The organism is Portibacter lacus (genome assembly GCF_021533215.1).
GTDB classification, from domain to species: Bacteria; Bacteroidota; Bacteroidia; order Chitinophagales; family Saprospiraceae; genus Portibacter; species Portibacter lacus.
In genome coordinates, this window is sequence record NZ_JAJNKA010000003.1 from 542597 (window position 1) to 556089 (window position 13493).

Here is a 13493-nt window from a genome sequence, read left to right on the forward strand (position 1 = left end):
TAAAAAAGCCCTGATGAAAGTTCAGCAGGGCTCTAAAAAGTATACTTTTTTTATCTTTTATTCGGCAGAAGCCTCATCAGCCTGTGCAGCTGTGTCCTTCTTAATTCCGAAATTCTTAAATTTCTTATTGAACTTGTCAATTCTACCTGCTGTATCAACAAATTTCATCTTACCAGTAAAAAATGGATGAGACTGAGAAGAAATCTCCATTTTGATTAATGGATATTCATTTCCATCCGTCCATGTAGTAGTTTCTTTACTTGGAGCACATGATTTAGAAATAAATTCATAGTCACATGAAACGTCTCTGAATACTACTTCTCTATAATTCTCTGGATGCGTACCTTTTTTCATACTTCTTTTTTTTCCTTAAGACTTTAGCCTTAATTTTATTTTGGAGTGCAAAGATAATTTTTTTTCCTAAAAAATAAAGGATTATTTAGAAAAAATCTTACGGCACGAATGCATCTTCCAAATGTTTCAATTGAGGAAGTCGATTTTTACCCATTAATAATGATATTACATCGAATCTTATTTCCCAATCATGATTAATTTTATCCATAAATTTGTATCCAGCTTCCATAAACAACTCCATCTTCTTTTCTGAAACAAAAGACTCTGGTGGACCATATGCTAAACCACTTCTGGTCTTCACTTCTACAAATATCAGGACACCATCTTTTCTTACAATAATATCAATTTCCGCTTTCCGATATCTATAATTCGTTTCTAATACTTCATAATCATTAGCAATCAGATAATCGAGTGCCATTTGCTCTCCTTGCCTGCCTAATTCATTATGACTTGCCATTATATTTTCCCTTCATCCGCAAAACTATAGTAAGAATTACCCGCTATTATTAAATGATCGTACACCGAAATATCCAAGCTCTTTCCAGCATCTACGATTTTTCTTGTAATCTGCAAATCCGCATTACTAGGTACCAAATTACCAGATGGGTGATTATGCGCTAGGATAATTCCTGTTGCTAAAAAATCTAATGCTTTCTTATAAATTACCTTCGGATCAACTATGGTACCTGTCACACCTCCTATACTTATCCTTTGTTTTCCAATAACGATATTTCCTCGATTTAGAAATAAAATCCAAAACTCCTCCACATTTAAGTCCCTGAAATGCAGTTCTAACTCATTATAAGAATCTTTCGAGCAGGTAATTTTACGTCTTTTTGTTACATGGGCAGCTTTTCGATTAGCCATTTCCATTACAGCTTTAATGCTTATTGCCTTTGCAGGTCCTATTCCCTTAATCTTACATAGGGTTTTGATATCCTTCTCTGCTAATAAATTCAGGTTATTTTTGGACTCAGATAAAATATTCTTTGCCAACTGTAAGGCACTAATCGAACGTGTACCCGATGAAATAATGATGGCAAGTAATTCGGCATCTGTTAAATCTTTCGCTCCTCTTCGGTATAGTTTTTCTCTTGGTCTATCTTCTACTGCCCACTCCTTTATATTCATCGCTTTTAATTTAATCTAGCCAAAAAAAACTGGAAGATGTATTGACGAGTGCCAATTTCTCTTCCAGCTATCATTAAATAAACCTTTACATTATTAGTGTAAGAATAGACGAAAACGTTACCTTAAATTTCAATTTATTTTAAAATAGTTTTGAAATGGCTGAAAACATTGACCTAATTTGCCCCAATTGTAAGCATGAAAATCACGAAGGATTTCAATTTTGTGAACAATGTGGTCAAAAGAATAAACCTCTAAAAATCACTTTCTATGGTTTTATTAAGGATTTCTTCGATGTGGTTTTCAATTTAGATAATAGATTCTGGAAAACAATTAGCAATCTTTTTATACCTGGCAAACTAACTAAAATCTTTTTTCAGGGTAAACGGAAGTCCTACTATCATCCTCTTCGGCTATACCTTGTTGCTATCCTTTTTCTATTTACGATTTTTTCACTTCTTAAACTTGATAGTTCTATTATTCAGTCGAAAACAATGAATCTTGGAAATGCTTATCAAAAACAAAAGCTCGTAAAAAATCAAAAAGAAATTCTAAAAAACACGTTGGATTCATTAAAAGATTCAAATGCCTTTTATAAGCAGAACGGAGTAACTGACTCCATTTCTAAGGAATTATTCTTGATTTATCAGCAGGATACTTTTTACATTGACAACAATGAAAAATCTGATTCAACCAGTGTTAATATCTTTGGGCATTATCGTTTCTCCAAAGATGAGCTTTATGAGGAAGACATTGATTCTGTTATTATAAAAAAAGAAGTTACAGGATTCACACGAAAACTGTTAGTCAAGCAGTTCATAAAAGGAGCTAGAGACTTGGGTTCTTTTAACAATTACCTCTTCGCAAATCTAACTTGGTTGTTAATAGCACTTATCCCAATCTTTTCCTTGATATTGAAATTGTTTTATGTCAGGAGAAAGCGATATTACATGGAGCATTTCGTATTTCTACTTCATCTTTTCACGGGAATGATTTTTATTGCTGGGATCTTAATGATCTGCATCATTCCGTTTGGCGATAAATCTCTATTTGGATTAATTATGGCAGGAGTTTCTTTGATCTATCCATATCTAGCATTCAAACTTTACTATGAACAAAGTGTATTAAAAACGCTTATCAAATATGTGGGAATCGGATTTTTCTTTTTATTTGGATTTCTATTTACTTTTTTAATCTTCCTTCTTGTTTCCGGTGCCTTTTTCTAACACCAAATAAACATTTAAGAAGATATTTTCCTCATAGCAATTCTTACGACCACAAAAAGTACAGCAAGAATAATGATTATGTAAGAAAACGGAAATCCTGTAAAAGCTATTATCCTAGTTCGATCGAGTGCCCACATTAACCCAAAAATCACTAGTATGATCACCATCAATGCTGGTAATTTCCCAAAACCTGGTATCTGGTCCAAATTGACATTTTTCTTAACCAAGAAAATAGTAAGAAACATCGATACTAAAGGAAGAATCTGAGTATAGATATTCATCTGACTGATCGGCATTCGTTCAAACAGAAACTGATACACGCTTAAGGTAATTGCAAAGATACCAGGTACACAAGCCAAATAGATTATACCACAATAAAAATACTTCCAAGGTGAAGCATGTCCATCACCTCGTCCCAATAGCCAAGCCAAAAGCGCACTTAATGGCAATGCTATGAAGTAAAACAAAATGATGGATGGGTTCTGACTCATCAGCCCAAAAAAATCACCAAGGGTCATATTCTTTGTTTATAGATCTAACAATAATGTTGTAGGATCTTCTAATAATTCTTTCACCTTTACTAAGAAGGTAACGGAAGAACTACCATCGATCACTCTATGGTCATAAGACATGGCTAGATACATCATCGGCCTGATCTTCACTTCACCATTTATAGCCATCGGTCTTTGTTGAATAGTATGCATTCCTAATATCGCTGATTGGGGCTCATTAATAATAGGTGTACTCATCATAGAACCAAAAACTCCACCATTTGTAATCGTAAATGTTCCTCCCTTCATTTCATCCAAAGTTAACGTGCCTTCTCTTGCTTTAACCGCTAAAACTTTAATAGCCTTTTCGATCTCTGCGAATGAGAGTGATTCAACATTATGAACTGGAGGCACAACTAATCCTGTAGGAGTAGAAATTGCAATAGATATATCTACATAATCATGGTAGATTAATTCGTTACCATCTATCTGTGCATTAACTTCTGGCATTTCTAATAATACCTTAGCACAAGCTTTAGCGAACAAAGACATAAAGCCAAGCTTCACACCATTCTTCTCAACGAATTTTTCTTGATATGCTTTTCTTAACTTCATCACTTCCGTCAGATCAACTTCGTTAAAAGTCGTCAACATCGCTGTGTTGTTTTTCGCAGAAACTAAACGTGTAGCAATCGTCCTACGCATTCTACTCATTTTCTCTCTTCGAATACCTCTACTGAATGCTGGTCTTGCTGCATCATTCGAAGCAGGTGCACTTTCAGCAGCTTTTGCTGGTTGAGCTGATTTTGATGACGCTGCTTTTACCGCATCTTCTTTAGTGATTCTTCCATCTTTTCCGGTGCCTGAAACAGAACCTGAATCGATGTTTTCTTCTCTTAGTATTTTAGCAGCAGCAGGAGACGGATGACCTGTTGCATATGTTTTATCATTTGATTTCGGAGCTTCTTTTACTTCCGCTTTCTCTTCTACCGCAGGCTCACTTTTCGCAGGAGTAGCTTCTTCAGCCTGCCCACCACCCGGAGCAGCTACACTCGTATCGATTTTAGCCACTAAAGCACCTATTTCTAAATCATCATCTTCCGCAGCAACATAGATTAACTTACCTGAAGCTTCTGCTGGAAATTCTAAGGTAGCTTTGTCCGATTCAAATTCACAAATCGGTTCGTCTAAATTAACATACTCCCCATTTCCTTTTAACCATTGAGACAATGTTACTTCTGTGATCGACTCCCCGATAGTCGGGACTTTCATTTCTACGATACTCATATTTAGACTAGTTTAAATATTATTTTAATGTGACTTAAATTAAAAGTAATTCTTATTCAAATATGAACTTTTTTTTTTACATTCCGAATACAAAGCTTGCCTAGTTTTAAATATAATTATCTATAACTCACAATAAAGGTCACAGGATTCTATTAGTTTTTCTTGAAATTATGAATAGCTCAATAATCAATATGCAATAATACATTTGAATTTTAATGAGTTAAAGAGTTAATGGGGTAATATGTTAATGAGATAATTAGTGATTACATGCCAACTAATAATTTCTTGTTTATATCAATATTTAGTCAATTTAAATGCAGGTTGATGCAATCTTATAAAATGAATTCCACCTCCCCCTAGACTTACAGCGAACGCATCTATCATTACCACTTTTGGTCAAGAATAACAGATAGCAAAATTTGAGCTACCTCTAGATCTTCATTATTGAATTTCTCAGGCATTCCTTCTCTCCAACAAAGGTGACCTACTATTACCTTGATAGAAATAATGAAATTGAGATAACTTAGTGCCCCATCACCAAAGTTTCTCCAACTGGAATAGTACCTCCATTTTTATAATCGAGCGTTTCAATGAATTCATACACATAATCACCTGGATCCAATATCGAAAAAATTGTTACTGGAAGAGACATACATCGTTTTGTAATTCTTCTTTTACTGACAAATAAATGCATGAAATTTCAGCTTTTTTATTGAGATGTTCGTTATAAGTATTGAGTTGAAGAGCAATTATTATTCCGATGACTACAAGCAAGATTTCACCAATAGCGTAAATTAGATATTTCGAAAATTTGTTTCACGGATTAATGTCTGCCGAATTTTTCTTAAAAAATTTTATCATTGCGATAAAAAATTTGTTAATCAAGCATTATTATTAGTTTCCATTTCACAAGTACAACTGTCTATCCACCATCTACCATTTTCAAAGTGTAGCTGTATGCTGTTTAATCCTCTTAAATTTGACGCTACTTTGGGATCAGTTCTTATTTCAAATGCACTCCATACTTGAGCCATATTACCAAATTGACTTACAACACGTTTATTTCCTTTTCAAAAAAATTCCTGCTTTGGAGTCAAAAGCAAAGGAATATATTCCACTTCCAATACATGTGAATCAGCTATCCCATTTTCATCTAATTTCGTGATGACAGCATTTTTAGAATGGATGTATTTTATCCCTTTCAAATTGCCAAGGTTCACTATTTGAGCCAAAAACTACCTCATAATATGCATTTTTAATATGCTCTATTGATTCTACATCTTTGGCATATTTTTCCTTGAAGCTTTGCCCAAAATTTGGAGAACAAAACTAAATTGCAAATACTATAACAATTCAATTTGAATTTTTCCTATTTGTCAATTTTAAGGTGGTTAATAATCAAAGGTGATGAAGCATTTTATCAAATCGTGCTTACCAAATAATAGAACACAATAATTAGAAGCAATAAAAGTTGAATTCCTAAGAGCCTTATAGCCCATTTCACATTCTCAAATTTCCACGCTGAAATTTTCGAAATGACAAAGATCTGTTCTCCCATTTGCTGAAATAATCTTTCTTCATCCAAGCTGACTTCATAAAATGTTTTACTGAAATCTTTTACACTACCGAATTTTGAGATCACATCTCCAAAAAACAGGATGTTTTTATCAAATTTTCCTTCGATTCTTGGAATAAAACACTGAATGCAATAAAAAATAGAACTTGCGGTAACACAAAACCAAAAGCCCGCTAAGACGTATAAGATTACATCTATAGACTTCCCAGCAAACAGAGTTTCAACACTTTTAAAAATAAAATTGAGCAGTATTCCATAAAATGACAGAATCAGTCCTGCTTTTAATTCTGAGGCTTTGATAAGGCTGGTAATATAATTGATACTTCCCCAATAATGATCCACCATGTCCTCTGCATGGCTATCTCTCTTAATCGACAATTCATTTAATTTATCCTCTGGGTTTATGTGTTCCATATTGTACAAATTAGTATTTATAATTATTCTAGAACTTCAAATACTGATAAAGGAAGGGCTTTGTTCTTCAAATTTATCTCACCTACCTTCTTGCATTTAAAGGATTCCTTTACTTTTTCATAACATTCTTCTGATATGATAATTTGGTTTTCTTTAGCAGCATCCTGTAATCGAGCAGCAGTATTCACCGTGTCCCCGATTACGGTAAAATCCAACCTTCTTAGACTTTGTGAACCGATATTTCCACAAACCATTTCACCACTTTTGATTCCAATAGAAACCTTAGGCTTATACTGTAAACCTTCTTTCACAGCTGGTAAAGAATTCACCTTTGTACATACTGCCAAGGCTGCATCTATAGCTCGATCTAAATGGTAGTCGCCTCTAAAAACAGCCATTATAGCATCACCTATAAATTTATCGATGTACCCATCTTGAGCCATTATCTCTTTAACCATTTCATCGAAATAAGAATTTATCATCGTAACTACCGTATCGGGAGGCGCATTTTCACTAATGGTCGTAAATCCACAGATATCTATAAACATCACTGTACCTTCTATGGTCTCATTGGCCATTATGATGGATTCATACTCTTTTTTATTCATAAAATTAAGCACGTTCTCATCCACATACATTTTCAATATGTTATTTTCTTTGATGGCTTGTAATGTCTGTTTTATGTGTTTCGCATGTTTTAGAGTCTTTTCCATGGTCACGGTTAGGTCCTCAAAATTGATAGGCTTAGTTATAAAATCAAATGCGCCTCGGTTCATCGCCGTTCTTATGTTATCCATATCTCCATAAGCAGATACGATCACGGATTTGATAAGTGGACTGGACTCACTTAACTCAGACAGCAAGGTCAAGCCATCCATCTCTGGCATATTGATATCGCTCATCACTATGTCAATTTCTGGTTCCTTAACAATCTCTTCCAATGCATGTCGGCCATTTTCAGCAAAATAAAATTCGTATTCGCCTCCACGGATTTGCTTTCTAAATTTCTGTTTGATGAGTATTTCTAGATCAGACTCATCATCTACTACTAATATTTTTGCCATAATAAATTAATTACTTAGTAATTTTTGTTTCAGCATTTTAAAATCAACCGGTTTGGTTAAAAAATCATCTGCTCCTAGACTTTTTGCTGTATTAAAATTTTCATCGTCGCCATAAGCCGTAACCATCATAACTACGGGCGGTGGAGCAATATACTTGGATTTAATCCGCTTCAATAATTCAAGTCCACTCATGCCAGGCATGTTGATGTCACTTAGGATTAAAACTGTCTCATGCTGCAAACCATCTAATGTCTTCAGTGCTTCTTCTCCAGAAAAAGCAAATACAAATTTCAGTTCTCCCTTACGAATTTCTTTCCTGAATCTTTGTAGGAATAAATCTTTTACATCCATTTCGTCATCAACTACTAAAATTTTCATAATTATATTTTTGGTAAGGTTATAGTGAATGAGGTTCCTTCGCCCTCTTTAGTGTCTACTTTTAATTCTCCTTGGTGGCCTTTGGTTACAATTTCATAACTCATGCTTAGCCCAAGGCCTGTTCCTTCGCCTGTAGGTTTGGTCGTGAAAAAAGGTTGATAAATTTTGTCAACTACATGTTTCGGAATTCCAATGCCATTATCTTTCACAATAATTTTCACTTTATTGTTTTCTGCTAATGTTGAAATAGAAACAGTTGGAGTATATGGTTTTAAATCATCATTTGTTGAATTTCCATGACCTGCAATGACTTTTTCCTGTGAAAGCTTTTTTTCATTGACCGCATAAAAAGCATTGGTAATCAAGTTGAGAACTACTCTGCCAATATCTTGAGGAATTACATTTACAAGACCGATGGATTTATCAAAATTGGTTTCTAAATTCGCATTAAAAGATTTGTCTTTTGCCCTCCGTCCGTGATAAGCTAGGCGCAAATATTCATCTGCCAATTTATTGATATCCGTTGCTTCTTTTTCTGCTGCGTTTTTTCTACTGTGCTGTAACATCCCTTTGACAATTGCATCTGCACGTTTACCATGGTGGTTTATTTTTTCAAGGTTTTGTTTGATGTCCTCAGCAATAAGTTTAGCTTCATCGAGGTCACCGTTTTCCATTTCTTCATTCATTTCGTCGATCAATTCATTGCTCACTTCACTAAAATTATTGACAAAATTTAATGGATTCTGAATTTCATGAGCAATGCCTGCGGTAAGTTCACCGAGAGATACCATTTTTTCAGATTGAATGAGTTGGGCTTGCGTTTCTTTGAGTCGTGCCAATGTTTTCTGAACTTCTGCTTTCTGGGAAGCCAACAAAATATTTGCTTTTTGTTTTTGCCGAAAACTGCGAAAAAGGATAAGCCCTAATGCACTTAAAACCGCCAATATTCCTAAGAAAGAATAAGTTCTGAATTGACTCTCACGTTGTATTCGCTTCTTTTCTTCCCAGCTAGCCTTCTTCTCTCTATTGAGCAGCTCTTGCTGAAATGCCGCCATTTGTGCAATCCTTTTCTCTCTTAGTTCAATACCTTTTTTATTAGCAAGTTGTAAATACATTAGGGTGCTGTCTGGCTGGCCTACTTGAATAAAGTGCTCGTAAAGTTGTTCATACACTCCTGCAATATCGAATTCGAGAATTTGCACTTCTTCCATAATTTTCATAATCTCCAGCGAATTCATAGCATACAAGTAGCTGGAATCTGGCTTGCTTAGTGCAGTGTAGGTCTTCGCTAAACCATAGTAGGTTAAGGCTTTGCCGGTATCATTATTCCTTTTTGTAGCATCAGATAATCCACGTGAGAACGAATGCTTAGCAGCAGCATAGTTTTTAGACATATATTCAATCATGCCATCAAGAAAAAGCATGGTAGAATAATTATAGCCGATCTGGTCGGCAGGATAGAGCAATGTCTTCTTAATGGTGAGGCTTGCCGAATCCAAAGCATTGTTCTCCATATGAATGAGTGCAATACCAGTTAAACCATAAGTAGTATTAATTGCATCATCCCATCTAACTGCAATTTCATAAGCTTTTAAATAATTGAATTTTCGTTCTAAATCATTCCCAGTAGCCCCCATAAGGTGACCATAATTAAAATATAAATTGGCAAGGCTGAAATAATAGGACCTTTCAATTTGCGAATTTTTAGTCTTTTCAAAAAGGCTCAACATTTCCTTGGCTTCCCAGAATTCAAATGCTTGATGGTAAGTACGATACGATTCAGCATAACGACCTGTATTATTTGCATTCCAAGCTTTCGAAATATATCTCCCTATAATTCTCTTACCTAGTTTTATTTTCAAAGAATCAATAGAAGCAGCCCTAAATTCAATTGTCAGACTATCTATTTCATGATCTTTATATTCCTGAGGCTGACTAAAACACCAATTGATTCCAAAAGTGACCAGCAATATGAATAGAATTAGTATTTTCTTCATGCTGATCTATTTGGCAAGGTTATAGTAAATGTCGTTCCTTCGCCTTCCTTTGTATCAACCTTAAGCTCTCCGCCATGTGCTTTCTTAACGATGTCATAGCTCATACTCAAGCCTAATCCGGTCCCTTCTCCAGTTGGTTTCGTCGTGAAAAATGGTTGGAATATTTTATCGACAACTTCTTTAGGTATGCCGTTACCATTATCTTTCACGCTAATTTTCAGCGATTTATTTTCTGCCAATGTTGTAATGGAGACCGTTGGTAGGTAGGTCTCATCGCTTTTCGATTTTCTATCATTGACCGCATAAAAAGCATTGGTAATCAAGTTTAAAATGACTCTTCCTAGATCTTGCGGAATAACACTGACCAATCCCAGACTTTCGTCAAAATCAGTTTCCAGTGTGGCATTAAAGGACTTGTCTTTAGCGCGTAATCCGTGATAAGCAAGCCTGAGATATTCATCTGCGAGCTTGTTGATGTCTGTGGGTACCTTCTCAGCAGAACTTGATCTACTGTGTTGGAGCATCCCTTTCACAATGGCGTCCGCTCTTCTACCATGGTGATTGATTTTCTGTAGGTTCTGCTTGAGGTCGCCAGCGATCAACTTTGCTTCTTCGAGGTCACCTTTCTCCATCTCTTCATTCATTTCATCGATCAACTCACTACTCACTTCACTGAAGTTGTTCACAAAGTTTAGCGGATTCTGAATTTCATGGGCAATGCCAGCTGTAAGTTCACCGAGAGAAGCCATTTTTTCGGATTGAATCAGTTGGGCTTGGGTGGATCGTAAATCTTCAAGGGACGCTTTGAGTTCTTTCGTTCTGACATTGACTTTATGCTCCAGAAGCTTATTTTCCTTTGTCAATTTTCTCGCTCGAAATACGATGTATCCTCTGAGAATACCAAGAACGATTAATCCGAAAAGAAGATAAGCCCACCATGTTTTCCACCAAGGAGGTTTGATTCGGAATTGCAGATCTACAGGTGACGACCATAGCTGATTCACTCCCCTAGAAGCGACTTTGAACGTGTATTGCCCTGGTTTAAGATTGTAGTAGTTTTTTGTACTGGTATTGGAATTTGCAAAAGTCCAATCTTCATCGTTTCCATCAAGAATATACCGATAGTTTAGCTTATCAGTGTTATAAATATCACTACTTCCGTAATGAAACCTGAGACTATTGCGATCATAAGGAAGCAAAAGGCTATCCTTATTGGCCAGTTCATCCATAACATAAGTATTCGATATGTGAATTGAACTTAATGTACTATCCAACTCAGGAGCACTATCCAGAATCATGAGTCTAAACTTGATTTCTTCATCTGCAACACCTGACCAAAACTGACCATTCTCTAGAAATGTGGGTGATTCCACCAGATAGTCACTACCCAGAAAGGCATACCCACCATTAAAGTTCACATAGCCTTTTTCTGAAGTTCTAAAACCAGATTTATTTATGGGGATCAAACCATTAACGGTTCCTGCATAGATCAAAGAATCTCTTTCTACGATGTCGTAAATCTCGTCTGGAATCAATCCGTTTTCAGCTGTAAGGTTGGTTAAGGTGTTCTCATCAAAATTTATAACCCCTAAACCTCGCAGGGTCGCAATCCACAGTTCACCATCTTTTGTTAGTCTAATGACAGCAGTATTATTATCACTAAGACCTTCATTTTCACTCAGAAAACTGAGGGTTTTATTTTTCAAATCCACCTTTCCGACACCTTTACCGTTGGTTGTCGCTAGCCAAATTATTTCATTTTCATCGAGTATAAAATTGACTCCAATTCTATTTATTAAGATGTCTGAATTTTCACCAAGCACCAATTTTTCTAACTTATTCAGAGATAGGTTATACCTATATAGCCCTGTCACTGCATACAAATACATCGTACTGTCCCCGACCATTTCCAGATCCCAGACTTCCAATGCTTCATTGGACTTTGATAGATATTGACTAATTTTATTTTTCTTTCGATCATAGATAGAAAAACCACCCGCACCAGCTCGAAATATATATTTATCATCAGATACCTCTTTTATTACTCCTACATTTCCTCCTACTTTATTTTTTAGCAGCTCATTACTTAAAGTTTTTATGGTTTGTTTACTTGGGTCAATTATATTAATTCCACCACTTGTACCAAGCCATAATTCGCCTCTTGAATTTTCTATGATTTCCCACACTTCATCATGAACTAGACCAGAAGATGCATCGAAATAAATTGTCTTTGAAGTGAAACGATTTGCAATTTGAACACCTTTTCCCACTGACCCGAACCATAGGGTTCCGTCCTTTCTTTTGATACCACTTACACGTTCGTTTAACGTGGTCACTTCATTGCTCGTTCGAATCTTTTTAAAAGAAGTAAGTTCCTTATTTAAAATAAAAATGTCATTTAGACCTGCTACCCAGAAATTCCCATCGTCATCCTCTGCTATCGAATGACCGGAATGATCATAGCCATGATCACTCGTGAGGCTAGAAATGGTTTTTTTATCGACGGAAATCTTTACCAGCTTGGTCTCTTCAGCATTTTCAGCATTGTAATAAGAATCAAGGCATATCCATGTGGATCCACCGGTATCTTCATATATATAAAAAACTCCTGTATGCCGATTGCGAAGTCCATCGATTGTTATATCTTTTACCGACTGCCTTTCCGGATCAATGACCATCAGACTGTCCCTCGCCCCGAGCCAAACATTGTGTTGACTGTCTTCGAAAACTCTCGCAGCCAGATTGTCCGTATTTTTAATTTTACGTAAATTTTCAAGCTCAGGGTCGATGGTGTAGAAGCCGCTGCCCCATGCAGCAATATAAATCATTCCCTCATGGTCACACATGACATCCCCGCCGAATAAATTAGTCTCATTATGGGTAATCTTGTATTCAATATTATTTTTAAAATCTAACATGTAAATGCCGCTAGTTCCTGCTGCTAACCATAACCTTCCCTGCTGATCATACGTCATCCCGAAAATTCGATTATAGCTATAGATAGAAGCTTTTTCACCCTCATGTAGAATTAGACCCTCTGCTATCTGGCTACTGCCTGAACCTATCCATAATGATCCATCTTCATTCTCCAGGAAACTTAAAATCCTGTTCGTGTTTAATCCGTTATCTGTAGTTAATTTCAATAGATTCGCGTTCGCATCTTTCACGACTGAAGGTGGCGGCATTCTTATAATGTCGGGCTTTCTTATAGGTGATTGAGTAATCGTATAAGGCACGGAATCATAAGCTAAAGGTGCCTCTATGAAATTCTCCCAGTCGAAATCCTCTATGTTCATTGGCTCCTTCAGCGGACGGAACTGATTCAGATCGAAAGACTCACTCGGAAGAGCATCCACATCTAAGGAGAAGGTAATGGGGGGGAGCAATTCCTCGTTTTCGATCACTTCCCATTTGAAAGGCTCAGGATCTGTAAATTTGAGCGGGATGGTTTCGGGAATCTTGTAATTGCCTACAGCTGTTTCAGATTCAGATTTGCTCGTCTTAGTGCAGGATGACAATAAGAGACATAATATCAAACTTGTGTTTATCGCGTACTTATTTACAATATTTATTTTCAT

General features: G+C 35.9%; 13 protein-coding genes. 1 reads left to right on the forward strand and 12 read right to left on the reverse strand.

Annotated elements, in window-relative coordinates:
* Positions 1 to 57: 57 nt before the first annotated feature.
* From L2586_RS07370 to radC, 3 genes are all read right to left on the reverse strand, one after another.
* Positions 58 to 354: a type B 50S ribosomal protein L31 gene (locus tag L2586_RS07370; RefSeq protein ID WP_235292208.1), complete on the reverse strand. Its 297-nt coding sequence runs from the start codon at positions 352 to 354 to the stop codon at positions 58 to 60.
* Between the two features lie 97 nt (positions 355 to 451).
* A complete protein-coding gene (locus L2586_RS07375; protein ID WP_235292209.1) occupies positions 452 to 811 on the reverse strand; it encodes a YraN family protein in 360 nt (119 codons plus the stop codon).
* On the reverse strand, positions 811 to 1485 hold the full coding sequence (gene radC, locus L2586_RS07380) for a RadC family protein (protein WP_235292211.1): 675 nt from the start codon (positions 1483 to 1485) through the stop codon (positions 811 to 813). Before radC ends, L2586_RS07375 begins: the two co-directional genes overlap by 1 nt.
* 155 nt (positions 1486 to 1640) lie before the next feature.
* On the opposite strand from radC, the gene L2586_RS07385 reads away from it, so the two are divergent.
* On the forward strand, positions 1641 to 2708 hold the full coding sequence (locus tag L2586_RS07385) for a DUF3667 domain-containing protein (protein WP_235292213.1): 1068 nt from the start codon (positions 1641 to 1643) through the stop codon (positions 2706 to 2708).
* Positions 2709 to 2722: 14 nt separating this feature from the next.
* On the opposite strand, the gene L2586_RS07390 is transcribed toward L2586_RS07385, so the two are convergent.
* The 9 genes from L2586_RS07390 to L2586_RS07425 all read right to left on the reverse strand — a co-directional run bounded on the left by L2586_RS07390 (position 2723) and on the right by L2586_RS07425 (position 13493).
* Positions 2723 to 3226: a hypothetical protein gene (locus tag L2586_RS07390; protein ID WP_235292214.1), complete on the reverse strand. Its 504-nt coding sequence runs from the start codon at positions 3224 to 3226 to the stop codon at positions 2723 to 2725.
* 9 nt (positions 3227 to 3235) lie between these two features.
* A complete protein-coding gene (gene odhB / locus L2586_RS07395) occupies positions 3236 to 4486 on the reverse strand; it encodes a 2-oxoglutarate dehydrogenase complex dihydrolipoyllysine-residue succinyltransferase (protein WP_235292215.1) in 1251 nt (416 codons plus the stop codon).
* Positions 4487 to 5009: 523 nt separating this feature from the next.
* On the reverse strand, positions 5010 to 5180 hold the full coding sequence (locus L2586_RS07400; RefSeq protein WP_235292217.1) for a hypothetical protein: 171 nt from the start codon (positions 5178 to 5180) through the stop codon (positions 5010 to 5012).
* Entirely contained in the window at positions 5123 to 5260 is a 138-nt protein-coding gene (locus L2586_RS24795; protein ID WP_348535581.1) for a hypothetical protein, read from the reverse strand. Before L2586_RS24795 ends, L2586_RS07400 begins: the two co-directional genes overlap by 58 nt.
* A gap of 646 nt (positions 5261 to 5906) precedes the next feature.
* Entirely contained in the window at positions 5907 to 6476 is a 570-nt protein-coding gene (locus L2586_RS07405; RefSeq protein ID WP_235292218.1) for a Pycsar system effector family protein, read from the reverse strand.
* A 23-nt stretch (positions 6477 to 6499) separates the two neighbouring features.
* Positions 6500 to 7540, reverse strand: coding sequence for an adenylate/guanylate cyclase domain-containing response regulator (locus tag L2586_RS07410; protein WP_235292220.1), 1041 nt, complete (start codon positions 7538 to 7540; stop codon positions 6500 to 6502).
* 6 nt (positions 7541 to 7546) lie between these two features.
* On the reverse strand, positions 7547 to 7918 hold the full coding sequence (locus L2586_RS07415; RefSeq protein ID WP_235292222.1) for a response regulator: 372 nt from the start codon (positions 7916 to 7918) through the stop codon (positions 7547 to 7549).
* 2 nt (positions 7919 to 7920) lie between these two features.
* Entirely contained in the window at positions 7921 to 9915 is a 1995-nt protein-coding gene (locus L2586_RS07420) for a sensor histidine kinase (protein WP_235292223.1), read from the reverse strand.
* Positions 9912 to 13493, reverse strand: a complete 3582-nt coding sequence (locus L2586_RS07425; protein WP_235292224.1) for a sensor histidine kinase — start codon at positions 13491 to 13493, stop codon at positions 9912 to 9914. Before L2586_RS07425 ends, L2586_RS07420 begins: the two co-directional genes overlap by 4 nt.